General features: G+C 33.5%; 22 protein-coding genes and 1 pseudogene. 5 read left to right on the top strand and 18 right to left on the bottom strand.

The features are described 5' to 3' along the window. Positions 1-51 precede the first annotated feature (51 nt). A complete protein-coding gene (locus FT986_RS09800; RefSeq protein WP_147864875.1) occupies positions 52-756 on the top strand; it encodes a porin family protein in 705 nt (234 codons plus the stop codon). Here FT986_RS09800 and FT986_RS09795 read toward each other — a convergent pair. The 3 genes from FT986_RS09795 to FT986_RS09785 all read right to left on the bottom strand — a co-directional run bounded on the left by FT986_RS09795 (position 753) and on the right by FT986_RS09785 (position 3,779). After that, on the bottom strand, positions 753-1,352 hold the full coding sequence (locus FT986_RS09795; RefSeq protein WP_147864874.1) for a hypothetical protein: 600 nt from the start codon (positions 1,350-1,352) through the stop codon (positions 753-755). The genes FT986_RS09800 and FT986_RS09795 overlap by 4 nt on opposite strands. 9 nt (positions 1,353-1,361) lie before the next feature. Beyond that, entirely contained in the window at positions 1,362-2,819 is a 1,458-nt protein-coding gene (gene rpoN / locus FT986_RS09790) for an RNA polymerase factor sigma-54 (protein ID WP_147864873.1), read from the bottom strand. A gap of 105 nt (positions 2,820-2,924) precedes the next feature. Then, a complete protein-coding gene (locus FT986_RS09785; RefSeq protein ID WP_147864872.1) occupies positions 2,925-3,779 on the bottom strand; it encodes an RluA family pseudouridine synthase in 855 nt (284 codons plus the stop codon). 30 nt (positions 3,780-3,809) lie between these two features. Between FT986_RS09785 and FT986_RS09780 the strand changes: the two genes are divergently transcribed. Then, complete coding sequence (locus FT986_RS09780) at positions 3,810-4,724, top strand: carboxypeptidase-like regulatory domain-containing protein (protein WP_147864871.1); 915 nt, start codon at positions 3,810-3,812, stop codon at positions 4,722-4,724. 214 nt (positions 4,725-4,938) lie between these two features. Here the strand turns inward: FT986_RS09780 and asnS are convergent, their stop codons facing one another. From asnS to polA, 14 genes and pseudogenes are all read right to left on the bottom strand, one after another. After that, entirely contained in the window at positions 4,939-6,381 is a 1,443-nt protein-coding gene (asnS, locus tag FT986_RS09775) for an asparagine--tRNA ligase (protein ID WP_147864870.1), read from the bottom strand. An 80-nt stretch (positions 6,382-6,461) separates the two neighbouring features. Continuing rightward, positions 6,462-6,752, bottom strand: a pseudogene (locus tag FT986_RS09770) (RND family transporter); the annotation flags it as partial. After that, entirely contained in the window at positions 6,753-8,252 is a 1,500-nt protein-coding gene (locus FT986_RS09765) for a fused MFS/spermidine synthase (protein WP_255505943.1), read from the bottom strand. A 143-nt stretch (positions 8,253-8,395) separates the two neighbouring features. Then, a complete protein-coding gene (locus tag FT986_RS09760; RefSeq protein WP_147864868.1) occupies positions 8,396-10,798 on the bottom strand; it encodes an RND family transporter in 2,403 nt (800 codons plus the stop codon). 61 nt (positions 10,799-10,859) lie between these two features. Then, positions 10,860-13,298, bottom strand: coding sequence for a DUF5686 family protein (locus FT986_RS09755; protein ID WP_147864867.1), 2,439 nt, complete (start codon positions 13,296-13,298; stop codon positions 10,860-10,862). 83 nt (positions 13,299-13,381) lie between these two features. After that, positions 13,382-13,936 (bottom strand): ribosome recycling factor, encoded by a 555-nt coding sequence (gene frr, locus FT986_RS09750; RefSeq protein ID WP_111540736.1) that lies wholly within the window; start codon positions 13,934-13,936, stop codon positions 13,382-13,384. A 106-nt stretch (positions 13,937-14,042) separates the two neighbouring features. Continuing rightward, positions 14,043-14,750, bottom strand: coding sequence for a UMP kinase (pyrH, locus tag FT986_RS09745; RefSeq protein WP_111540735.1), 708 nt, complete (start codon positions 14,748-14,750; stop codon positions 14,043-14,045). 91 nt (positions 14,751-14,841) lie between these two features. Continuing rightward, positions 14,842-15,489, bottom strand: coding sequence for a hypothetical protein (locus FT986_RS09740; protein ID WP_147864866.1), 648 nt, complete (start codon positions 15,487-15,489; stop codon positions 14,842-14,844). 148 nt (positions 15,490-15,637) lie between these two features. After that, the gene (gene tsf / locus FT986_RS09735; protein WP_147864865.1) at positions 15,638-16,603 is read right to left on the bottom strand and encodes a translation elongation factor Ts; all 966 of its coding nucleotides are present in this window, start codon (positions 16,601-16,603) and stop codon (positions 15,638-15,640) included. Positions 16,604-16,704: 101 nt separating this feature from the next. Further along, positions 16,705-17,601, bottom strand: coding sequence for a 30S ribosomal protein S2 (rpsB, locus tag FT986_RS09730; protein ID WP_147864864.1), 897 nt, complete (start codon positions 17,599-17,601; stop codon positions 16,705-16,707). Positions 17,602-17,757: 156 nt separating this feature from the next. Beyond that, positions 17,758-18,144 (bottom strand): 30S ribosomal protein S9, encoded by a 387-nt coding sequence (gene rpsI / locus FT986_RS09725; protein WP_111540731.1) that lies wholly within the window; start codon positions 18,142-18,144, stop codon positions 17,758-17,760. Beyond that, on the bottom strand, positions 18,145-18,600 hold the full coding sequence (rplM, locus tag FT986_RS09720) for a 50S ribosomal protein L13 (protein WP_111540730.1): 456 nt from the start codon (positions 18,598-18,600) through the stop codon (positions 18,145-18,147). Positions 18,601-18,797: 197 nt separating this feature from the next. Continuing rightward, positions 18,798-19,427, bottom strand: coding sequence for a hypothetical protein (locus FT986_RS09715; protein ID WP_147864863.1), 630 nt, complete (start codon positions 19,425-19,427; stop codon positions 18,798-18,800). 141 nt (positions 19,428-19,568) lie between these two features. Beyond that, a complete protein-coding gene (polA, locus tag FT986_RS09710) occupies positions 19,569-22,415 on the bottom strand; it encodes a DNA polymerase I (RefSeq protein ID WP_147864862.1) in 2,847 nt (948 codons plus the stop codon). Between the two features lie 235 nt (positions 22,416-22,650). On the opposite strand from polA, the gene FT986_RS09705 reads away from it, so the two are divergent. The 3 genes from FT986_RS09705 to FT986_RS09695 all read left to right on the top strand — a co-directional run bounded on the left by FT986_RS09705 (position 22,651) and on the right by FT986_RS09695 (position 25,796). Further along, positions 22,651-23,871 (top strand): metallophosphoesterase, encoded by a 1,221-nt coding sequence (locus tag FT986_RS09705; RefSeq protein ID WP_147864861.1) that lies wholly within the window; start codon positions 22,651-22,653, stop codon positions 23,869-23,871. 76 nt (positions 23,872-23,947) lie between these two features. After that, positions 23,948-25,423, top strand: coding sequence for a hypothetical protein (locus tag FT986_RS09700; RefSeq protein WP_147864860.1), 1,476 nt, complete (start codon positions 23,948-23,950; stop codon positions 25,421-25,423). Positions 25,424-25,502: 79 nt separating this feature from the next. After that, complete coding sequence (locus FT986_RS09695) at positions 25,503-25,796, top strand: co-chaperone YbbN (protein WP_147864859.1); 294 nt, start codon at positions 25,503-25,505, stop codon at positions 25,794-25,796. Here FT986_RS09695 and FT986_RS09690 read toward each other — a convergent pair. Beyond that, positions 25,793-26,419 (bottom strand): polysaccharide deacetylase family protein, encoded by a 627-nt coding sequence (locus tag FT986_RS09690; RefSeq protein WP_147864858.1) that lies wholly within the window; start codon positions 26,417-26,419, stop codon positions 25,793-25,795. The two genes, FT986_RS09695 and FT986_RS09690, sit on opposite strands and share 4 nt — an antisense overlap. Positions 26,420-26,423 lie beyond the last annotated feature (4 nt).

Below are 26,423 nucleotides of genomic sequence, written 5' to 3'. Positions count from 1 at the left end.
CAATTGGGTGTTTTTTTGTTTTTATACCTTCCTTTTAATTACCTTTCTCGTATGAAAAACGTTTTTTTATTCTTGCCTCTTCTCTTCCTACCTTTTATTATTTTAGCTCAAGAAGTTAAAAATATAAGTGTAGATACACTTTCGACTGAAGTTGATAGTCTTTATAGAGAAGATCAATTTTATGTGGGCTTTGGTTTTAATTTACTCTTAAACCGACCAAAGGGTGTTACGCAATCTGGGTTTTCTGGAGGTTTACATTTTGGCTTCACTCGAGATATGCCGATTAATAAGAGACGTAATAAAGCTATTGGTTTAGGTTTAGGAATGTCTATTAATTCATATGGATTTAATATGTTAATCGATGAAAAAGACGGTCAAACTACCTTTACAGAAATTGAAGATAGTTATGATACCAATCGTTTAACGAGTTATTTAATCGAAGCTCCTCTAGAATATCGTTGGAGAACATCTACAGCCTCAAATTACAAATTTTGGAGAATCTATACAGGTGTAAGGCTAGGCTACGTATTTTGGTCAAGGTCCAATTATATTGCAGACGATATTACTATTAGAGAAAAAAACTTAGATGCCTTAGATAAAATAAGATATGGATTAACCTTTACTTTTGGATACAACACATTTAACTTCCACGTCTATTATAGTTTAAACTCATTTTTTGATGGTGCTTTAGAAAATTCTATGGAAGAGGTGGGTTTAAATCCTTTAAAGGTTGGGATTATGTTTTACATACTTTAAAACCAAAATATGCCGATATAAGGAATTAGACCGATAAATAATCCCCAAGCTATTTCTTTTGTATTGTGCGCTTTTGCTTCTAACCTAGAAGCAGCAATCCAACCCATAGAGAAAATACTTATTGCAATTAAATAAAGAAGATTGGTTTGGTAAATAAAACTAAGTAAAAGTATAAAACCAACCACTCCCGAAATTCCAATTAGATGCAAACTTGCTTTAATTTTAAAATAAGCAAGCAGTAATGCCAGGATATTTGAATAGAGAATGCAAGTAAAGAAAAAATACAATTCTGTTTGATTGTAACTTTGAAGTATAAAGTTATTTACTGTCAATAAAATAATGCAAAAGAACAGCAATGGAATCTTCCTTTCTTGTATTTTTTTTAAATGGATACTATCTATCACTTTCAAGTTTTTCAGTAAAAAGAAAAAAACAATAGGAATAAAAATAGTTAGTATAGAAATAGCCATGATTTTGGCTTTCGCTATAGAGTCTGGAGAAAATCTAGGAGTAATTAAAAAATAAAGAATCGTACCTATTAAAGGCATTAAAATGGGGTGGAGGAGATAAGATGCCAATTTAATGAATAAACGCATAAAAAGTATTTAAATTTCCTTTCTAAGCCTTGCTACAGGAATGTCTAATTGCTCCCTGTACTTGGCAACCGTTCTTCTTGCGATAGGATATCCCTTATCTTTTAAAACCTTAGCAAGTTTATCATCGGTTAAAGGTTTCTTTTTATCTTCATCTTCAACGGTCATTTCTAAAATCTTCTTTATTTCTAAAGTAGAAACTTCTTCCCCTTGATCATTAGTCATTGATTCAGAAAAGAATTCTTTAATCAATTTTGTGCCGTATGGAGTATCTACATATTTACTGTTGGCTACTCGACTCACAGTTGAAACATCCATATCAATTTTTTCAGCAATATCTTTTAAAATCATAGGATTTAAGTCGCGTTCATCACCCGTCATAAAATATTCATATTGATGGTGCATAATAGCATTCATCGTCACAAATAAGGTTTCCTGACGTTGACGAATAGCTTCAATGAACCACTTAGCAGAATCTAATTTTTGCTTGATGAACATTACGGCATCCTTTTGCTTTTTGGTCTTTTCTTTAGATTCCTTGTAGCCTTTCAGCATATTATTGTACTCTCTAGACACGTGCATGCTAGGAGCATTTCTTCCGTTAAGGCTTAAATCTAACTCTCCGTCTTTAATTTTTATCGTAAAATCTGGCACTACATGCTCAACAATTCTAGTATTGCTAGAATAAGAACCGCCTGGTTTTGGATTAAGGTGAGAAACCTCATCAATCACCTCTCTTAATTGATCCTCGGTAATATTAAATTTTGAAATTAGTTTTTGGTAATGTCGCTTACTAAATGCATCAAAAGCATTTTCAAGAATGTCAATTGATAGTTCTACTATAGGATCGGCTTCTCTTTTCTTTAACTGAATTAATAAACATTCTTGTAAAGAACGCGCTCCCACACCAGCAGGATCTAACTCATGAACCAGTTTGAAAACTTTTTCAACCGTTTCTTCGCTAGTGTATATATTTTGAGTAAAAGCAAGATCATCAACAATATCACTAGTTTCACGACGTATGTACCCACTTTCATCTACGCTTCCTACTAGAAATTCTGCTATATTTTTTTCCTCTTCATCGAGTCTAAACGTCTGCAATTGTGTTTTTAAATGCTGAGAAAATGAAATTCCTGATGCATAAGGAATCGTTTTATCGTCATCATCTTTACTGTAATTATTTGCCTGAGTTCTATAACTAGGAATCTCGTCATCACTCAAATACTCGTCTACATTGATCTCAGATTCTGTTTCAATAATTTCAGAATCACTTTCCATCTCCTCATTCTTAAACTCATCTTCATACTCATCACTAGATTCTTTTCCGCTATCTAAGGCAGGATTGTCTTCTAACTCCTGCTTTACGCGTTGCTCAAAAGCTTGCGTAGGAAGTTGTATCAGTTTCATTAACTGAATTTGTTGCGGAGATAATTTTTGTGAAAGTTTAAAGTTTAATTGCTGCTTAAGCATAAAATAAAGGATTATACCTACAAAAATAACTAAAAAGTTATGGTTTTTTATACCAAAATTTTGTTAAGCTTCAAGTAATTTTCAATTTTGGCATAAGAAATTTCTTTAGAATTTTTTAAATCGTTTAGAAAGTGCAGCTTCAAATTCTAACTTTTCTAGAGTAATAGGATGGGTAAAGCGGAGTTGAAATGCAGTTAGATAAATAGCTTTTTTCAAGAAATAAAGAGAGCCATAGGTTTTATCTCCCACAATAGGAAAACCGTGCATAGATAAATGTTTTCGTAGCTGATGTGTTCTTCCCGTTAACGGATTTAATTCTACCAAGCTAAAATCATTTCCATCTTTTTGATAATATTCTACGACTTTTGCTAAGGTTTCAGCTTCTTTTCCTTCAAGAGGATCGTTAAATAACTGTTCTTCTTTAGAAAATTTCCCTTCTACGATAGCTAAATAAGTTTTGTAAATTTCTTTATGTTCAAAAGCTAATGACAATTGCGTTTGCACGGATTTAGTTTTGGAAATGAGTAAAAGTCCGCTAGTAGGATTGTCTAATCGGTGTACCGGAAGTGGGTAAGTAAGTGCATCTTTTTCCGCGGAAGCGATAAGGTTATGCGGAAGAGCATTTTCTATGGTTTTAAAATAATTTCCGTTGGTAGGGTATCCGGCAGGTTTTTCTATAACTGCTAAAAATTCATCTTCAAAAATTACGTTTAAGTTCAATTGAAAGATTTTCTTTGTGAGGATAACTTCTTCTAATAATTCTAGAACTTGTCCTTCTTCAATCCAATCTGCTGTGGTGGCAATTTTTCCGTTAAGGAGAATACGCTTTTTTTTAATTGCTTTTTTAACCGCACTTCTAGATATAAGAAAAGAGAAAGCATGAGAAGCATATTCTTGCAATCTCATTTTTTCTTTTACGCTAGGAACAATATGTTTTTCTATGATTTTGGGATGCGACATAATTAAATATCTTTATAAAAAATATAAAGGATGCGATTAACTTTTTTACTGTGTTTACTGTCGTTTGTAGGGCTAGCCCAAAGCTTCGATTCTACTATTAAATCTAAAAAAACCTTCAACACTTTAGCTTATGTGAATGTAAGTATTTTAAATAAAAGAGTGGGTACAAGCACAAATTTAGAAGGTAAATTTTCTATGCAGTTAGAAAAGTTTAAAAGTGATACTTTATTGATTAGTTACCTAGGTTTTAAGACTAAAAAAATTGCCATATCCTCTGTTTTAAAAAATCCGGCAGCTTATAAAGTGATCTATTTGGAAGACGAACTTTCTTCTTTAGATGACGTTATCATACAGATCAAGAAAAAGAAATACGGAAGCAAGCATAGCTTAGGTTTAAGAAAAAAATGGTTTTACAGTCGGATAGGTGTTCAATTTGGGATGGAACAAGCTATTTTAATTCCTAATGATAAGAGTAAAGTTGGTAAAATAGAAGAAGTAAGTTTTTGGGTAGGAAAGGAAGAGCAGTTATTTTACAACAGTAGATTAACTTGGTTTAGAATAAAGTTTTATAGTTATGATGAAGAAAAAAATGAGCCTAAGGAGTTGCTCTCTTATGAAGACATAATTCTTCAACCTAAAGAAAATGAAAAACAGGAGTTGAAAGTAGATGTGAGCAAATATCATATTCCCTTTCCTAAAGACGGTGTTTGTGTGGTGATAGAAACGGTTAACCCTAAGCCGAGTAAAGAAAGTGACAGCCAATACATAACTTATCCTCAATTAATATATTCCAGAGAAACAATCAATAGATCTTGGAAAAGGTACAGAGGTAATAATTGGTTTCAACAGTCTGAAGAACATAGATCAACTAGTGCTATTATGGGGTTTGAAAAGAAGTATTATATAGCGCCAGCGCTAAAAATTAAAGTACGGTATGAGAAGTAGAAGATAAGAAAATAGCAAATGGTTGTCTAAAAATTAAATTTTTGTCAATCTGAACTAGATTCAGGTTCTCATATTCATATAAGAATAAGTATGATGAGATTCTGAAATGAATTCAGAATGACGCTTTAACTATTATTAGTAAGATTTGAGGAGTACTTAAAATAAAAAAAGCCAAATTGAATTTCAATTTGGCTTTTTAATATGTTGTATTTAATTAAAAATCTGCGTTTTGCGGACTTCTAGGGTAAGGAATAACGTCTCTAATATTACCCATTCCTGTAGCGAATAAAACTAAGCGCTCAAAACCTAAACCGAAACCACTATGTACACAAGTTCCGAATTTACGGGTGTCTAAGTACCACCATAATTCTTCTTCATCGATGTCTAGTTCTTTCATTTTGGCTTGTAGTACGTCCAAACGTTCTTCACGTTGAGAACCTCCTACCATTTCTCCAATCCCAGGGAAAAGTACGTCCATCGCTCTTACGGTTTTACCATCTTCGTTAAGACGCATATAAAATGCTTTGATATTGGCGGGATAATCAAATAAGATTACCGGACATTTAAAATGTTTCTCTACTAAGAAACGTTCGTGTTCACTTTGTAAATCTGCTCCCCATTCTTCAATTACGTAATTGAATTTTTTCTTCTTGTTGGGTTTAGAATTTCTTAGAATATCTATAGCTTCGGTATAGCTAACACGCTTAAAGTTGTTTTCTGTGATAAACTTCAACTTATCACGCAAGGCCATAGGTGCGCGGTCTGCTTCAGGCTTACTTTTATCCTCTTGTATAAGTCTGTTTTCTAAGAAAGCCAAGTCATCATCACAGTTTTCTAAAATGTAGTTTAGAACGTACTTAATAAAGTCTTCAGCCAAATCCATATTTCCGTCAAGGTCGCAAAATGCAACCTCTGGTTCTATCATCCAAAACTCTGCTAAGTGACGAGAGGTGTTTGAGTTTTCGGCTCTAAAGGTAGGTCCGAATGTATACACTTGTCCTAAACCAAGGGCGTAAGTTTCAGCTTCTAACTGTCCGCTTACGGTAAGATTGGTTTCTTTTCCGAAAAAGTCTTCTTTAAAATTAATGCTTCCATCTTCATTTTTAGCAGGATTCGTAAGGCTCATATTAGTTACCTTAAACATTTCTCCGGCGCCTTCGGCATCACTACCTGTAATGATAGGGGTATTTACATAATTGAAGCCATTTTGCTGAAAGTATTGATGAACAGCAAAAGATAGCTTAGAACGCACTCGCATAATAGCACTAAAGGTGTTGGTGCGCACGCGTAAATGTGCTTGTTCTCTTAATTTTTCTAAAGAATGACGTTTAGGAGAAAGAATTGTTTTCTTAACCTCTTCTGGATCTGCTTTTCCTAAGATTTCTATGTCTTGTACTTCGATTTCTACTTTTTGTCCTTGCCCTTCACTTTCTTTAAGTGTACCTTTTATAGCAACGGCAGCTCCAACATTAATTTGTTTTAAGGTTTCTTCGGGAGTATTTTCAAAATCTACAACACATTGTAAATTATTAATCGTAGAACCATCATTTAGGGCGATAAAGCGGTTACTTCTAAAAGCGCGTACCCAGCCTTTTACATAAATTTCTTGTAAAACCGGATCGGTTTTAATTACATCTACAACTTTGGTATGTTTCATCTTCATTTAATTTGAGCGACAAATATAATTTTTAGCCCTAAGCTTAGCAAGAAGTTAGGGATAAAATGAATTCTTTGATATTAATTTAGATTTTTCTCCTCCTCTTCTTCTTCAGCAATAATATCTAAATGAGGTTCTTTAAAGGTTTCTTTGTTGGAAACACTTTTTTCTAAAGAAAGCAATAGTTAAGGCAACAGCAATAAGTTAGATAATATCGCGAAAAGCAAAGTTGTAGATACAAGTCCGCCAAGGGCAACCGTTCCTCCAACACTACTGATCATAAATACCGAGAATCCAAAGAACAAAACAATAGATGTATAGAACATAATCACGGTTGTTTCTTGTAAAGCTGAATAAAAAAACTTTTTAATTTACCTATTCTGATTTTCTCGAATATTAAGATAGTGTTCTTTTAAGAGTAGGTCTGTTTTGTTTTTATTGTCAGTAAGTATAGGGGTTTCTTTTATTTTTTTGAAATCGGTAAGAGAAACCTCGTAGTCGGTTATTGGGCCTTCGCTAAGTAGTATATCTTTAGCAATAAAAATATTATTTTTATCAAGTTTACCTTTTGTAGCAACAAACAAAACATCTCCATATTTATTATTGTTAGCTTGAATTGGGTTAAACATAGATATATTAAAGCCTACTTCTTTCAAAGTTTTATGTAGTGAAGGAACAAATTGGTTTTTAGAAAAATCTTGTATTCCACCGTGTTCAATAATTAAACTTCCGTTTTCTGGAAGCATGTTATAAATTTTTTTAAAACTTTCTAGAGTAACTAATTGTTTAGCCACATTTTCTCCTACAATTACATCTAAAACTATGATGTCGTATTTTTTGTTAGATGTATTAACGAAATATCTCCCATCTGTTATGTGGCTTTTCTCAGGATGTGCTTCCATCTCAAAATATTTTACTCCATAATCATATATTCTTTTATCTATTTCTACCGTTTCAACATCAATATTATACAGCTGCATATCTGAATAAATATTGCCTGCACCCAAACCAATAATTAATGCGGTTTTCTTTTTTGGCAATTGTCCGACAAGGTTTCTAATAAAGTTAACATAATAAATTAAACTGGCTTTAGGATAGTCTGAAACTGCTTGATTTTGCATAACATTATTTACTTTAAGAATTCTTCCATAAAAAGGCTTTCCATCGGGGCTTTTCATCTTTTGATTTGTTATAGCTATTTCACCCAGAAGGCCTTCAGAATATTCAACAAGTCTTTCGGTTTGATGCAATGCTGGAGAAAACTCAGTATAGCTTACGTAAGCCTGCCTAAATTGGGATAGAATAATAACAGCTAAAAGAATAGTTATAGGAATGGAAACTCTATGTTTTAATAAAAGTAATACTGATAACAAAGTTACTGATACTCCTAAAATAATTACCGGTAATGTAATACCGTAGTTAGGTATAATAGTAAAACCAAATACTAATGTAAAAAGTATACCCCCAAAAGTAGATATTGCATAAATGTTACCCGCAGATCTTCCAGCTTGTTTTGTAGATTGATTAATTTGATATATAATCATAGGGCTCATCATACCCATAAGGAAAATAGGAGGAAACAAAAAAACAAGTTGAGAAATTATTATTCCTGTAAAAAAGGAGAGGTTAATAGTTTCACTCATAACGGCTCTACCTAATGATGGTAATATTAAAACTAAAATCCCACTTAATAAAAATACTATAAAAATTGCTTTTTGAGAAGACAGTTTTTTCTTGGTTGTGGCATAGCCTCCAAAATAATATCCCGTCATTAAAGCCAATAGTGTTATTGAGAGCGTTGACGCCCAACTGTATAAGGAAGACCCAAAGTAAGGAGCTAAAATTCTTGCTCCTGCCAATTCAGTTACCATTACAACACCTCCTTCTATAAAAGAAACTAAATAAAGAAGATTAAAACTTATTTTTTTTAAAAAACTTGATGGTTGAGTAGTTTTTTGCATAAGTAATCTGAAGTTATTTTTTTTTATAATTTCAGGTTCTAAAATACAAAAAATTAACTTCTCTTTTCCTCCTCTTCCTCCTCTTCCGCAATAATATCTAAATGAGGTTCTTTAAAGGTTTCTTTGTTGGAAACGCTTTTTTCTAATGAAAGCAATAGCGATGGCAACAGCAACAGGTTAGAAAGCATGGCAAAAAGTAAAGTTGCTGATACAAGTCCGCCAAGGGCAACTGTACCTCCAAAACTACTGATCATAAATACCGAGAATCCAAAGAACAAAACAATCGAAGTGTAAAACATACTTACAGTGGTTTCTCGTAAAGCGGGATACACTGACTTCTTGATTTTCCAATTATGATATTTTAACTCTTGCCTGTATTTTGCTAAGAAGTGAATGGTGTCATCTACCGAAATTCCAAAAGCAATACTAAATACTAAAATGGTAGAAGGTTTTATAGGAATTCCTAAAAAGCCCATCATTCCTGCTGTAATTAATAAGGGTAGCAAATTGGGAATTAAAGAGATTAAAATCATTTTAAATGATCTAAACATCCAAGCCATAAAAATAGCGATGAGCAAAATAGCTAACGACAAAGAAAGCACTAGGTTTTGTACTAAATAGGTAGTTCCCTTTTGAAATACTAATGCTTTTCCTGTCATGGTAACGTCGTAACGCTCCTGCGGAAATAACTTATTGATTTGTGGCCATAAGTTGTCTTCTATACGTTCCATCTCTTCGGTGCCAATATCCTTCATAAACACTGTCATACGTGCATATTGCCCTGTAGAATCTACATACGCATTCAGTTGGTTATTATTACCGTCTGACATTCCTTTTAAATAAGGGAAAATAAAGTTTTTTTCTTGAGAGGTAGGAAGTTGGTAGTATTTAGGATTTCCGTTATAGTAAGCTTGTTTACTATATTTTACTAGATCTACCACCGATAAAGGTTTAGAAAGTTCTGGGACATCTGCCAATAAATTTTCAAGATCTCTCATCCGCTTTAGCGTTGAAAGTTTAAGAACCCCTTCTTTTCTTTTGGTATCGATTAAAATCTCTAATGGCATAATACCATTAAATTCTTCCTCAAAAAACTCTATATCCTTAAAAAATTCAGCCTGTTTTGGCATATCTTCTAGCAAACTCCCTGATACTTTTATCGTGTAAATACCTAGAATACTAATAACTAAAACTATTATTGAGGTAATATAAATCGTTATTCTACGGTGTTTAACGGTTCGTTCAATCCAACTTACAAAACCTTCTAGCCAAGTTTTCCCCAAATGTTTTAAGTGTCTTTCTTTTGGTGGTGCTAAATAGCTGTATATAATGGGTATGATGAGTAAACTTAAAATGAAAATTGCTAAAATGTTAATCGAAGCCACCACACCAAACTCTTTAAGCAGCTTACTTTCAGTAATAATAAAAGTAGCGAACCCAGAGGCTGTAGTGATATTTGTCATTAATGTAGCATTACCTACTTTGGTAATTACCCTCTGTAAAGACTTTGCTTGATTTCCGTGTTTTTTTATTTCTTGCTGATATTTATTTATCAAGAAAATACAGTTAGGAATACCAATCACAATAATTAGTGGAGGTATTATGGCTGTAAGTACAGTAATTTCATAGTGAAATAAACCTAATATCCCAAATGCCCACATCACACCAATGATTACCGTGAACATCGAGATGAGTGTTGCTCTAACCGATCTAAAAAAGAAAAAGAAAATAAGAGAAGTCACTAGTAATGCTCCACCCAAAAACCACTGTATTTCATCTACAATATTTTGAGAGTTTAGCGTTCTAATGTAAGGCATTCCAGAGACATGTAAATCTATATCATTTACCTCTTCAAACTCGTCTAGTAAGGGCTGTAATTGTTCCATCACAAAGACTTTTCTCTCTTTGGAATTGACAATATCTTTATTTAAATATACTGCGGTTTGAATGGTGTTGGTTTTTTTGCTATAAACCAAGCCTTCATAAAAAGGGAGCTTTTCAAAGATTTCTTCTTTATAGGCTTTCGCCTGAAGTTCATTAATTTGCTCTTCTTTTATTAAGGGAACTAACTCGAATCGGTTGGGATTGGTAAACTTTTGAAGTTTCTTGAGATTATGTATTCCAATGGAATATTCTACTTGTGAAAAAGAATCTAATTGCTTGGTGAGGTTATTCCAAGCATTAATTTTTTTTGGTGTAAATAAGTCTTTATCGTTACTGGCAATAACGAGGAGATTACCTTCCTCACCAAATTTATCTAAAAATTTTTTATACTCTTGATTTACCTCGTGATCATCTGGAAGTAGATTGGCTTCGGTATAAGAAAAACGCATGTTTTTCCATTGAAAACCTAAAAAAACAGTGAAGGCTATGATTAACCCTAAAATAATAACTCTGTTTCTTAGAATTATTCTTGCGATAGTATTCCAGAAACCAAAACTAAAGATCTTTGACATGACTCAAAATTAGGCTTGCAAAGGTATAAAATGCTACAAAATAAACAGTTGAATTTTCTATTTAAAGCTGAAAATAAAATGTAAACTTAAAACCAATATTGTCTTCAATTTGTGGTAAATGATACGCTCCATAACGGTAGGCAAAATTTAATCCAAAACCGAATAAGATTTTATTAATCTCTAAAGCAGCTTCGTTATAGCCATATTCTAAAGTATTGAAGGTAATATTTTGATGCTGTGCTTGGTTAGAAATATCTCCAATTGCATGTCGAGTTACAAATACGAATTCGGGTTTTATTTTTTTAGAAATTTCAAGCGGACGAAGACGATGCTTAATTTGAAGTGTTGCTAAACGATCACTAAAAAATTCGCTAAAATACATGGTTTCAAAGGTTCTTCTACCGGCTACAGAAAAGCGTTGTAAAACCTCGTCTTTATTGGGGTTATTAGGATAAGCGTGAAAAGTATGTGTTAATGGTAAGTCGCCAATAGCATAATCTCCTTCTAAGATGATTTCAGTATTATTTTGAGTAATCCTGTTGATGGTATAATTCATTTTAGCACCAATTTTAGTATACCTAAAATCACCATCTAGCATTCCATTTATGGCTTGTACAACTTGAAGAGAAAATTTAGGGTAACCTACATTTACCTCAATAGATTTTTCTGGCGCTTCTAAATAATCACTAAAAGGACTCCAGCGAAAACTAGCTGTTAATTCGGTCAAATCGTAAGATGAATAAAGTTTACCATCGTTTAAATAACGGTAACCGCCAGTTTGTTCAATTTTAGTTTTAGCTATTTGAAATTCGCTTAATAATTCAGGGAAAAAATTATGTTGTACGCTAGATTCAAAAGCTCGGTATTCATAATAAAAATTGATATTTACTAATCTAGGTTCGAATAGGGAATATACACGAGCGTCAGATAAATATAAGAAACTACCAACTTCTTGAATATCCTTGGTGTAACTGGCGTTTAGCCAAGTGTTTGTTTTTTTATTTAATGAAACGCCTGCTCCAAAATTATATTTAAATTCCCGGTCCTTGAAACCGTATACCGTGTAACCTTGGAGTCTAAAAACTTTCGAGAGTTTATCATTGGTAACTCCACCACCACCTAGTCTTAATCCTTCAAAATCGTTATATTTTAAAATTGTTCTCAAATCTAAATTGAAGAAACCAATGGGGTAGTAACCGATATTAAAATTTTGAAGAACATTAATTTTTCGGTTAATATTTTGGTTTTTAACAATGCTATCTACCTTTTGAAAAGTGTTTTCGTCCCTTTCCGTAAAGGGAATACTTCTATTTTCTTCCCAAAATGAAATAGGTTGTGAGGTTGCATTTGGAGTTAAAATAATAGAACTTACCTTTTTTAGGTCTTTATCTACATTTTCAAATACAATTTTTTCATTAATAGATGTAGAGTTTAAAAAGAGCTTACTGCTCACATCTTGTTCTTCGGGCAAACTTCCCAATGAGATATTACCTCCAAAAATTGAAACCTTTTTCCCGCCGCTACCAGGGAGGATTGTTACATTTTGCTTTTTAGGAAACCAGATATCCTCTTGCGGATAGTAAACAAAATCTTGTTCGGCGCTAATTTCTACTTCACCTTTTAGTTGTCCTACGGCTTTTTGTAAGCCATAATTTAAGGTGTCTATATAAAGTACACCTTCTAATCCTGCGACTTTTTTCTCTCTCTTTGGCTGAAAATAAATTACGAATGCAGGTCTGTCGTTTGCAGTAGTATCTAAAACTTTATAGGTGTAGTTATTAAAGGGGTTTTTAGATAACGGTCCTGCGTAATCATTACCAAATACGGTATATTTTTCTTTATACCATGTATTAGATTGAACTTTTAAGGAAAGTAATTCATAAACGGGTTCTTTAAACCCAGCTGTTCTTGTAGCGACAATCTCTTGTTTTACACCTTCTTCTTTGAGGAACTTAAAATCGCTTATTTGTTCACTTAAATAGGCTCTACCATCTTCTATGATTGTTTTTATTTCTCTATTTGTAGTGTCTAACTCTATGTTTAAAGAGTTTTTTTGATCGTCGATAATGAGTTTGTTGTAAGTTCTAAACGAATAGGAGTTAAATTTTAAATCGGGATCATTATATTTTTTTTGTGCTATCGCTTTTTTAATAATCCTATTGGCCAAAAGTCCGGTAGATTTTAAGTAAACTTGGTCTAATTTTTCAATGTCTCTATCTAATTGAATAAGGTAAAAATCATTGGTGTTGATTTTTACTTTTTTGCCTATGTAGCCTATATAGGAAACTTTTAAATAAGTATCTTGTTCTTCTACTTCTATTTCAAATGAGCCATCTATGTCGCTAAGTATGGCTTTATCTGAATTTACAATAGAAATATTGGCATATGGAATGGGATTTTGGGTATTTTTATCTACCGCTTTCCCAGTAATTATCCTTTGTCCTAATAGGAAATTGGGAATACAGAGGAAAATTAAAATACACCAAGAAAATTTTGCCATTTATAAGGGATTTAACATTGCAATAAAATCAAAAAAAGCGACATGACTGCCGCTCTTAGGTAAATTTTAAGTTTTTGAAATTATTAAACCGTCATAATTTCTTTCTCTTTATGCGTGTAGATATCATCTATTTTTTTGATAAACTTATCGGTTAAATTTTGAATATCTTCTTCAGCTCCTTTTTGTAAATCTTCAGAGATATCTAACTTTTTAATATCGTTATTAGCATTCTTGCGATCATTACGTACACCAACTTTAGAGTCTTCTGCTTCCGCTTTAGCTTGTTTAGCTAACTCTCGTCTTCTTTCTTCGGTTAAAGGTGGTACACTTATGATAACGCTTTCCCCATTGTTCATAGGATTGAAACCAAGGTTGGCATTCATAATACCTTTTTCAATTTCTTGTATTAAAGATTTTTCAAAAGGCTGAATAGATATGGTCCTAGCATCTGGAGTATTGATATTTCCCACTTGATTTAGCGGAGTTTTAGAACCATAATAGTCCACTAAAACCGAACTTACCATAGAAGGAGATGCCTTCCCAGCACGAATTTTTAATAGTTGCTTTTCTAAGTGAAGAATAGCGTTTTGCATAGCTTCTTCAGCGCCATCTATAATAAAATTAACTTCTTCGTTCATCTTTTTTATTTTTTATCTCTTTGAGATTGATCTCGATTATCTAAAAAAATTATTTGCTTATTGCGAGACTTTGATTCTTTTTCAATTATACGTAAAAAGAATGAAATTATAAATTTACTTTGGTACCTATATTTTCTCCAGAGACTACTCTCAATAAGTTTCCTGGTTTGTTCATATCAAAAACAATTATAGGCAATTCATTTTCTTGACTAAGGGTAAAAGCTGTAGTATCCATTACTTTTAATCCTTTTCTTAATACATCATCAAAAGTAATAAAATCAAATTTAGTTGCTTTTTGATCTTTTTCTGGATCTGAAGTGTAAATCCCATCAACTCTAGTTCCTTTTAAAATCACATCAGCTTCAATTTCAATGGCTCTTAAAACTGCGGCAGAATCAGTCGTAAAATATGGGTTTCCTGTTCCTCCTCCAAAAATAACCACTCTCCCTTTGTCTAAATGGCGCATTGCCTTACGGCGGATAAATGGTTCGGCTACTTCATTGATCTTTACGGCAGATTGTAAACGAGTTTGTATACCTGCATCTTCACAAGCGCTTTGTAGTGCTAAACCGTTAATTACAGTTGCTAACATTCCCATATGATCTCCTTGAACACGATCCATTCCTTTGCTAGCTCCAGCAACACCTCTAAAGATGTTTCCTCCTCCAATAACGATAGCTACTTCGATCCCCTTATCGGTAACCGATTTAATTTCTTTAGCATATTCTGCTAAACGATCTGGATCTATCCCATATTGACGAGATCCCATTAATGCTTCTCCAGAGAGTTTTAAAAGTATTCTTTTGTATTGCATGGATTGTATATGATAAAGTTGTGCAAATATAGCGATAAATGTATTTTGTAAAAGAATTGCTTTTAAAAATCCTTTAATAATATTTGAGCAATTATTTATATTCTTTTAAATGCTTATATCCTTTCTTTTTAAAACTTTCATTTAGTTCTTTAAAGTGATTCTTGCCATAAACCAATGCAATTTTGTTATAGGGAGAGTTGAGTACTTTATACTCTATATATTGATTTCTAATACTCATAATAACGTCATCTCTTTTAAAACTAGAGACCTGTTGGCAATTGTATTCTTGTTTAAGCCCGGTTAAGTAATCACAGGGCCCGAGTTTAATTTTATTATATTTAAGCTCAAAAACCTGCAATAAAGTATCTAAAGGAAGATCTATTTTTATATCTGTTTTTGTTAATCCTATATTTTTGTGTGTTTGGTTTGCATATTTGCTATTTCTTAGCGCTTTTGGGAGAGATTTATTTTCTTTATCGTTATACGCTGTAAGATGAAAGCCCATAAGTTTTCTAGCTTTCATTTTAAAAGTGTCAATTTCTTTCTTAGAATATAAGGTGGTATCTAGCTTAACTGACTCGTAGAAAATCGTATAATTTTGCTTCCGTAAAGAGTCTAATTTGTATTTTACATCGTCATAAAATTCTTGGTGGTTCAGGTGAACCATGGGAAAGGTAACAAGTTTTTTATTTTCCTTTTTGTTATAAAAGACTTCCGTCTTTACGGATTTACTTGTCATTGTTTTTAATAGCAATGTTGTGCAACTAGCAAAAAAAGAAATGATAATAATTAAACAGATAAGTTTTTTCATTACTTAAAGGTAAGAAACAAAAAACCCGCTAACAAATGAATGTAAGCGGGTAATAATTTAAATAAAAGAGAATGGCTTAACCTAAAGCAACTCTTTTAAATTCTGTGATAGTTACGTCTCCGTAAGAAGATACGTAATCTGCCACGTTTTTCTTTTCATCTTTAATGAAAGTTTGGTCTAATAAACACATTTCTTTATCTAAAGTTGTGTTGTCAGATAAGAAACGATCCATTTTTCCTGGTAAGATTTTATCCCAAATTTTTTCTGGTTTTCCTTCAGCTTGTAATTCTGCTTTAGCGTCCTCTTCAGCTTTAGCTTTAACCTCTGGTGTAATTTGAGACATAGAAATGTATTGAGGTACATTCTTTTTAGTTTTACCTAAACGTCCTAATTCAATATTTTCTTTTTCAATTTCAGCGATTCTAGCTTCAGTTTCAGATGCAACGAAAGCTGGATCTAAATCTTTGTAAGATAAAGAGCTTGCTCCCATAGAAGCAATTTGCATAGCAACGTCTTTACCTAAAGTTTCAGCGTTGTCTACTTTAGCAGAAAAACCTACGATTGCAGCAATTTTGTTAATGTGTACGTATTCTCCAACGTAAGCAGCATTAACAGTTTCGAAAGCATTGATGTCTAATTTCTCACCAATAACTCCTGTTTGTTCAACTAATTTATCTGCAACGCTCATTCCTCCAAAGTCAGCAGCTAAAAACTCTTCTTTGTTGTTGTAGTTTAAAGCTAAATCACCTAAGTCGCTAGCTAATTGTAAAAAGTTTTCGTTTTTACCAACAAAATCAGTTTCGCAACCTAATACGATAGCTACACCTTTAGTTTGGTCTGCATTTACTTTTGCTACAGCAGCACCTTCAGAAGATTCTCTGTCAGCTCTCTTAGCAGCTACTTTTTGTCCTTTTTTACGCAATACTTCAATTGCAGCATCAAAATCACCTTCAGCCTCTACTAAGGCTTTTTTGCAATCCATCATTCCGGCTCCAGTAGCCTTTCTTAATTTATTTACTTCAGCAGCACTTATTTTTGCCATGTTCTTAGGTTTTAATTTAAAAAAGATAAGTCGTTTAGAAAACTCTATTTTACAATAAAATCACTAAACGACTTACTTTTGAGTTTTATAAAATTGTTATTTTATTTTTCCTCTTTGTTAGAGGTAGCTTTCTCTAAAGTCTCTTGCTTAGATTCTAACTTTACCTCTTTTTTAGCTTCTTTCATAGCCTCTTTATCTTCTGCATCTTTAGAAGGAACTTCTACATCTTTCTTAGGCTCTGCTTTAGCTTCTTTTTTTGGAGCATCCTCTTTAGAAACTTTAGATTCTTTTTTGGCGTCCTTATCTGCTTTTCTTTCGCTTAATCCTGCTATAATAGAATCAGAAACATAAGAAATCACTTTCTTTACAGATTTTGAAGCATCATCGTTTGCTGGAATTACGTAATCTACCTCTCTTGGGTCAGAATTCGTATCTACCATTGCGAAGATTGGAATGTTTAATTTTTGTGCTTCTTTAATTGCGATGTGCTCACGAGTAATATCTACAACAAATAATGCTCCTGGTAAACGAGTCATATCTGAAATAGAACCTAAGTTTTTCTCTAACTTAGCTCTCATACGATCTACTTGTAAACGCTCTTTCTTAGAAAGTGAGTTGAAAGTTCCGTCTTTTTTCATACGGTCAACCATTGCCATTTTCTTTACTGCCTTACGGATAGTAACGAAATTGGTTAACATACCACCAGGCCAACGCTCAGTAATATAAGGCATGTTTGCTTTTGCAGCTTCTTCAGCTACAATTTCTTTTGCTTGTTTCTTGGTAGCAACGAATAAAATTTTTCTACCGCTTGCAGCGATTTTGCTAAGCGCTTCTGCAGTTTCCTGCATTTTTGCAGCAGTTTTATATAAGTTGATGATGTGAATACCATTACGCTCCATATAAATGTAAGGAGCCATATTTGGATTCCATCTTCTTGTCAAGTGACCAAAATGTACACCTGCATCAAGTAATTCTTTTACTTCTACTTTATTTGCCATTTTTGTAATAGTTTACGTTCTGTTGAGATAGCAATAAATAAGTGGCGTTTTTACGACCTTATTCATTTAGATGCTAAACTAACTTCGTTTTTAAAAACGAATAACAACAATACTTTTTTAATGTGTTGAAGGAGTATCCTGCAACAAAATAATTGATTAACGTTTCGAGAATTGGAATTTCTTACGAGCTTTCTTCTGACCGAATTTCTTACGTTCAACCATTCTAGGATCTCTCGTTAATAAACCTTCTGGCTTAAGCGTTAATCTGTTCTCTGCATCTAGTTCGCACATTGCTCTAGAGATGGCAAGACGAACAGCTTCTGCTTGTCCAGTAATTCCTCCTCCTAATACGCTAACTTTCAAGTCGAAGTTACCTTCGTTACCAGTTAACATTAAAGGCTGATTTACTTTATACTGAAGTGTTCCTGTAGTAAAGTAATCGTTAAGGTCTTTTTTGTTAACGGTAATGTTTCCTGTTCCTTCAGAAAGGTAAACACGTGCAACAGCAGTCTTTCTACGACCAATTTTGTGAATTGTCTCCATTTACACTAATTCGTTTAGGTTAATAGTTTTAGGCTTTTGCGCTTCATGATCGTGCTCAGAACCTACATATACCTTTAAATTTTTGAAAAGAGCAGAACCTAATTTGTTCTTAGGTAACATCCCTTTTACAGATTTTTCGATAAGTCTTATTGGATCCTTACCAAATAATTCTGAAGCAGTTAAGCTTCTTTGTCCACCCGGGTAACCTGTATGACGAATATATTCTTTCGCATCCCATTTCTTACCCGTTAAGTTGATCTTCTCTGCATTGATAATAACTACATTATCTCCGCAATCAACGTGTGGGGTGAAATCGGTCTTGTACTTTCCTCTAATAAACTTTGCAGCGATAGATGAAAGGCGACCCAGTGATTGTCCTTCAGCGTCTAGCACAACCCACTCCTTATTCACGGTGTTTTTGTTGGCAGAAACTGTTTTGTAACTTAATGTGTCCACACTAATTGTATTTAATAATTAAACATTCCTTTCCCTTTCCTAAAACGGGAAACGGGCTGCAAAAATACAATATTTAATTTATTGGGCAAGGGGGAAGAGTTAATTTTTTACTGAAGTGTTCTCGTTGCCAACTATTTGAAGTTCAAAGTTAAAGGAAAATTAAGATTTTGAGGTAATAATAGAGTCAATTTTCGTCTTTATTTTAATAATCCTTGTGCTTTAATTTGCTTTTGTATTTCGGCAATATCTTCAGGTATTTCATTTTCTGTGAGCCAATTGATATCTAAACCGTGACGTATTGCCGTTGTCATAAGTAGGGGTTCCTTTGCTATTAAATCGCCTAATTCCGTCAAGGGTTCTTCAAACTCTAATAATAGATCTTCGTGCATTTTTTGAATGAGTACCAAAGTTCTAAAGGTCCTTACTACCACATAGATACAAAACTTTCTAGCTTGAAATTCGTTTGATTTTCTAAAAAGTCTCGGGGTGTTTTTCAATACAGTGTTTAGCATGAGTAAATTAAGTGAGACCTCTCCAAATTTGTCTTTAGTCACACGTACGTGTTCAGAGATTTCTCCACTTACATAGCGAATAAGCATTTTTAAATGATTGAGCGATTTGGCTTCATTCGTAACCTTTTTAGCTCTCTTTTCGACTCTTTGTTCTAGAATCGCTCGGTGATCGTCTGCATTTTTATCATCAATCAATTCAAAGTATAGACGGTTGACCAAGTTTTGATCTTTCTTGAGTAAACGAATCAATAGTTTATCTTTTTCTTTTTCAGATAAATGGAGCACCGCTTCTTTAAACTCTGGACTGAATTTCATGATTTTTTTATTTTTCCGATGTTAATTCTTGTCATTCCGTGCTTGACATAGAATTTGACTCTATGTTATAGATAGAGCTAAAAAGATGAGATTCTGAACCAATTTTAGTATGACAACAATGTTGATGCTTAGATGCTAAATCTAATGAGCTTCTAACCAATTCTCACCCACACCAATTTCAACATCTAAAGGAACTTCTAGTTTAAAAGCATTTTCCATTTCATGTTTAATAAGTGTTTTTAAATCTTCTAATTCTTCTTTTAATACATCAAAAATCAATTCATCATGAACCTGAAGTAACATTTTAGATTTGAATTGCTTTTCTTTTAGCTTTCGCTGAATATTAATCATTGCCACTTTTATAATGTCGGCAGCACTTCCTTGTATGGGAGCGTTTACGGCATTTCTTTCGGCAGCACTTCTTACCACATTATTTTTCGCGTTAATGTCTTTTAAATAACGCCTTCTTCCTAAAACCGTTTCTACATAACCATTTTCTCGAGCAAAATGCACTTGATCGTCTATATAGTCTCTAAGTTTAGGGTAAGTTTTATAATAGGTTTCAATGAGTTCTTTAGATTCACTTCGAGTTAAATCGGTTTGATTGCTTAATCCGAAAGCAGAAACTCCATAAATAATCCCAAAGTTGACTGTCTTCGCATTGCTTCTTTGTTCTCTAGTAACTTCTTCAATAGGAACATTAAATACTTTTGCCGCTGTTGAAGCGTGAATATCTTCTCCATTTTGAAAAGCATTGATCATCGTTTCTTCTTCGCTTAATGCAGCAATAATCCTTAATTCTATCTGCGAATAATCGGCAGCTAATAAAATGTGATTTTCATCACGAGGAATAAAAGCTTTTCTTACTTCACGTCCGCGTTCTGTTCTAATAGGAATATTTTGAAGGTTAGGGTTGTTAGAACTCAGTCTTCCGGTTGCAGCAACAGTTTGCATATAATCGGTATGAATTCTTCCTGTTTTTTCTTCTATTTGATGTGGTAAAGCATCTACATAAGTGTTCTTTAATTTTACCAATCCGCGCCAAGCGAGCACATCTTTAATAATTTGGTGTTCATCGGCTAAGTAAGAAAGCACATCTTCTGCGGTAGAATACTGTCCGGTTTTAGTTTTCTTAGGTTTCTCTACCAATTCTAATTTTCCGAAAAGGATATCTCCTAACTGTTTTGGAGAACCAATATTAAACTCTTCTCCGGCCTCCTCATAAATTGTTTTTTCTAGGCTTAAGATATCTTTCTCTAAAGCATCGGACAGGTTCTTAAGAAAATCTCGGTTAACATGAACGCCTTCTAATTCCATTTCTGCTAAAACTTTAAGTAAAGGCAATTCAATTTCATTATAAAGTTTTTGGGTGTTGGTGTCTTTTAACTCCTTATCAAAAAACTCTTTTAATTGATAGGTAATATCGGCGTCTTCTACAGCGTATTCTTTTTGATCTTCTATAGCGACACTGCGCATACTTTTTTGATTCTTCCCTTTTTTTCCGATAAGGTCTACAATAGGTTTTGGCGAATAATTAAGGTAGGTTTCTGCCAATACATCCATATTGTGACGCATATCTGGATTGATGACATAGTGCGCTAACATAGTGTCAAAAAGAGGTTCGGCCACTTCAAGCTCGTAATTAGCCAATACTTTGATGTCGTATTTTAAATTCTGACCTATTTTTTGAATATTAGGATTACTAAAAAATTCTTTTAGAGGTTCTAAAATGGTCTTTGCTTCTTCTTGATCTTCTGGAATCGATACATAATATCCTTTTCCTTTTTCCCAGCTAAATGCAATTCCAACCAATTCGGCTTCGAAGGTGTTAAGCGAAGTCGTTTCGGTATCAAAACAAACCGAGGTTTGTTGTAAAAGTTTTTTAATAAATAATTGGGTGGCCATTCCTGGTTCTACCAATTGATATATATGTGGCGTGTTTTCTAAGTTCTGGTAACCGCTAAAGCTCTTTGCGGAAACGTCTTCTTGAGAAGTGTCGTTGCCAAACAAAGAGAACTGTCCTGCGCCAGCAGTGGGAGCAGATGCTTTTTTCTTTTCGGCGACGGCTGTGGGGGTCGTTAATCCTCCTCCAGATTCTCCGCCTTCATTGAACATTTTTATAAATTGCTCGGTAAGTCTTCTAAATTCTAATTCTTTAAAAATTTCAACAACTTCTTCTACATTGGGTTTAGAAAGCTCGTATTCTTCTTCGTTAAATTTTACATCACAGTCAGTAAAAATAGTAGCAAGCTTACGGGAAAGTCGGCCTAACTCAGCATTTTCTATCACCTTTTCTTTCATCTTCCCTTTTAACTGATCGGTGTTAGAAAGTAAGCCTTCCATACTATCAAACTGGGCGATAAATTTTTTAGCAGTTTTATCACCCACTCCAGGTAAACCGGGGATGTTATCTGAAGCATCTCCCATCATTCCCAAATAATCGATTACTTGCTCTGGGCGTTCAACTCCAAACCTCTTTTGAATTTCTGGGATCCCCCAAATCTCAATGGCATTTCCCATTCTTGCGGGGCGGTACATAAAAATGTTTTCAGAAACCAATTGCCCAAAATCTTTATCGGGCGTTACCATAAATACTTGGTAATTCTCTTTTTCGGCTTGTTTAGCAAGAGTTCCTATAATGTCATCGGCTTCTAATCCTTCCAATTCGATACAAGGAATATGCATTCCAGTAAGAATTTTTTTAATAAACGGAATGGCATCTCTTATGGCTTGTGGCGTTTCATCTCTATTAGCTTTGTATTCTTCAAACATTTCGGTTCTTGCAACGCTTCCGCCTTTATCAAAACAAACGGCTAAATGGTCTGGATTTTCTCTTTTAATGACATCAAAAAGTGAATTGGTAAACCCCATTATGGCAGAGGTGTCTTGCCCTTTGGAGTTAATTCTAGGATTCTTGATCAATGCGTAATATCCGCGAAAGATTAAAGCATATGCGTCTAGTAAAAAAAGTCTTTTTTGATTGGCCATGAAATTGATATTGAAAATGGAAGTGTAAAGTTATCAAATCTACAAGTTTTTATCATTCATTGAACGCTTAAATCTTTTAGGCTTTCTATTTATCAGACTTAAATAAATGTGGATGATTGTGTATTTTATTCCGCGAAAGCGTACTATATAATTACTGTAATTTGAGTTAAATAATACAAAAATAACATCTTAAGGAGCTTGGTTTGTGTAGTTTTGCAGCGCTAAATTTAGAAATATGCGTTGGGTTATTTTTGTGGTCATATATATTGTATTAAGTTTTTATAGTTTTCAAGCGGTAAAAACCGTCTTTAAAACCAATTGGGTACAATATTTATTTATTGGGTTGGTGGTTCTAATATTAGGGAATTTTATTTACCAATGGTTGCAGCCAGGAGAAGGGAGAGTTTTAACTCAATCTAAAAGTTATGCCTTCGGATTTTTATTAGCGATGCTCTCTGCAGAGTTAATTTTAGTGGTTTTTATGTTTGGGGAAGATATTGCTCGGTTATTATCGGCAACGTATAGTAAGTTTTTTACAGCTAAAGAATCTTTTCATTTACCTTCTCGGCGAAAATTTGTAGGAACATTAGCATTGGGTATTGCAGCCATTCCATTTGCCTCTTTACTTTACGGAATGTTTAAAGGAAAATATAACTTTAGAGTATTGAGCTATGACTTAGAGTTTGATGATTTACCTGAAGCATTTGACGGTTATCAAATCACTCAAATTAGTGATGTGCATAGCGGTAGTTTTGATAACCATAATAAAATATCTTACGCTGTAGATTTAATTAATGAGCAACAAAGTGATGCTATATTCTTTACAGGGGATCTGGTGAATAATCTAGCTAGTGAAATGGATGAATGGAGTGATTTGTTCTCCACTTTAAAGGCTAAAGATGGTGTGTTTTCGGTTTTAGGAAATCATGATTATGGAGATTATGTAGATTGGGCTAATACTTTAGAAAAAGAAAACAATTTAAATCGTTTAAAAGAGGTCCAAAAAAGTATGGGTTGGAGGTTGCTTTTAAACGAGAACGTATCTATAAATAGGGGAGAGCAAAAAATTAATTTAGTTGGCGTAGAGAATTGGGGGAAAGGTGGTTTTGTAAAACACGGAGATCTAGATAAAGCTGCAGCAGATTTAACTAAAGAAGATTTTAAAATATTACTGAGTCACGATCCTTCTTATTGGCAAGAAAAAATTAAATCTGATCCTAAGCATTATCAACTTACCCTTAGCGGACATACCCACGGAATGCAGTTTGGAATAGAAATTCCTGGTTGGATAAAGTGGAGTCCTATAAAATATCGTTACGAAAATTGGGCAGGAATTTATGAAGAGTTGGGTCGGTATATAAACGTTAATAGGGGCTTTGGTTTTTTAGGGTACCCAGGTAGAGTAGGAATATGGCCAGAGGTTACCGTGATAAAATTAAGCAAGAGAAAAGCTTAATATACACTTAGGCGTTAAAAATTGCTTTTAATCTATAAATTATATACATTTACACGTGTAACCCTCTATAATTTATATGATGAAAATTTTACTATCCATTTTATTAATAGTTGTTTCTTACTCTTTGGGGTTCTCTCAAGTAGGAATCAACACTACAGATCCTGATGCCAGTGCAGCATTAGATATTGTGAATGACGAACGTGGAGTTTTAATTCCTAGAATGAATTCTCAACAACGAATTGATATTTTAGAGCCAGCAAATTCTTTACTTGTTTTTGATACCGATGAAAATGCCTATTATTATAACGATGGAGACGATCAAAACCCCAATTGGATACCATTGCTTTCTGACAAAGAAAAGAGAGACAATTATGTTATCGTTAAAACCCTAAGTGATTTCCCAGCTGCTTCAGGGGGGACGATTACTTTAGATGAAAATACTCTTTATGAAGTAAATGGTACTATTACCCTTAGTGAATCTATAGATGTAAATGGGGCCTATTTAATAGGGAAAGACACTAATGAGGATGTTTTAAATTATACAGGTTCTAGTGCATTATTTACGGGTTCTGCCAATGCAAGTTTTAGGAACATAACATTTAATAATTCAAACAGTGGTAGCTTATTTAATCTTACAGCTTCTTCTACAAATAGCCTAATTGCCCAAAGTGTAGTAGTTAATGGTTTTAGTTCTGTAGGTACAGTTGAAGGCTATGGATTAGTTTTCTTTAATGTGATGCAGTATTTAAATAATAGTGATGGAATCACATATACAGATATTGGTAATTTACTTTTAAATAATATGGGGTGGCAGCCAAGTAATGGGGACTCTTATGAAACTTTTACAGGAACTTTTGGGTTTATTCAAAAAGTAAGTGGTTTCACAACGGTAGGTTCAGGTGCAACTGGTTTAGATGTTAGTTCTAATCCTACGGTGGGTTCAGGAACTCTACTAGGAACTGTTTTTTCTGGAGCTGGTACATATGTTAATCCTTATAATTCTGGCGGTGGAATTTACACTGGTTATAATTTTAATGATAATTGGACTATTAATTCGCCAGGAATAAAAAAAGAAGATGACGATCTTGCGACTGGAACAATTTATATACAAAGAAACTCTACAAGCAATAACCCTATTTTTGATATAAGCAGCGCTGTCGCTATAGATGGTATTACAGATTCAAGTAATTTATTTAGAATGTCAGATAATGTAAATGGAGAAAGTGATAATATCCTGCAGTATAAAGGCAATAGTACTAGGACTTTTAGTGTGCGTGGTAGCTTATCTTATCAAACTACAAATACAGGTGGTGGGCTTATTAGTACTATACATGCCTTTTATCTAAGAAGATATGATAGTAATGGTGTTTCAATTAGTATTCCTTTAGGTACAGAAGTTTATGAAGAAGTTAATAATACAAATGTTCGTGCTATCCCTATCGCAGGTACTATTGTATTAAACCCTGGGGATTACATTAGAGTATTTGGACAGTTAATTTCAGGTAATAGGGATTCTATTAGGGCTTACTCGCTAAGTTTATCTTTGGATTAATTCTAATCTCTTAACAAACTCCTAATTATTTGGTGATTAATGACTGCTTCTCTATTTTTATTTTTTAAAAAATGACCCTATGTCAAAATTTGGAGAATTAATAGATTCAGAAAAGCCAGTTTTATTAAATTTTCATTCGGTAAAAAGTGGAGAGGAAGCTTCTCATCTTATTTTAAAAGATGTAGTTGCCACTTTGGGTGAAAAAGTAAAAGTGATTAAAATAGAGGTAGAAAAAAATAAATCTTTAGTGGAGGCTTTAAGAATTTCAGAGTTGCCCACTTATATACTGTATAAAAACGGAGAAATGCTGTGGCGACATAGCGGTGAGCAAAATGCAGATTCTTTAATTTCAATAGTAGAAAAAAATATTTAAAGGGTATCAAATTTATATCCTAACTTACTATAATACATTAGAACCTTAGGTAAAACATGCCTAAGGTTTTTTTCTGCTTTTAAGCTATCGTGAAAAACTAAAATACTTCCATTCTTGGTGTTTTTAAGAACCCTTTTCCAGCAGTTTTCTTTGCTTAGATCTTGATTATAGTCTTTGCTTAAAACATCCCACATAACGATCTCATAGTCTTTTAAAATCTCTTGAGCTTGTGATGAGGTTGCCTTTCCGTAAGGAGGTCTAAATAATGCTTTCGCGGAATTTGAGACGTAACTATCTATGATTTTTTGTGTGCTAAGAATTTGTTGTAGGTAATTCGATTTACGGGTTTTCCAGCCGTTTACATGTTGAAGGGTGTGGTTTCCTATTCGGTGTTTGTTTTTAATGACCGACTCAAATACCTCTGGATGTTTTTCAATATTTTCTCCGATACAAAAAAACGTAGCTTTCGCTTTAAACTGTTGGAGAAGACCTAATACCCAAGGAGTAACTTCAGGGATTGGACCGTCGTCAAATGTGAGGTAAATGACTTTCTCCTCTCTAGAGCGATGCCAAACTCTTTGTGGGTAAAGCTTTTTTCCGATAATGGAAATTAACTCCGCCATGGAT

The organism is Mesonia sp. K4-1 (assembly GCF_008017825.1).
Classification (GTDB): Bacteria; Bacteroidota; Bacteroidia; order Flavobacteriales; family Flavobacteriaceae; genus Mesonia.
This window is presented reverse-complemented; position numbering and strand designations above follow the sequence as displayed.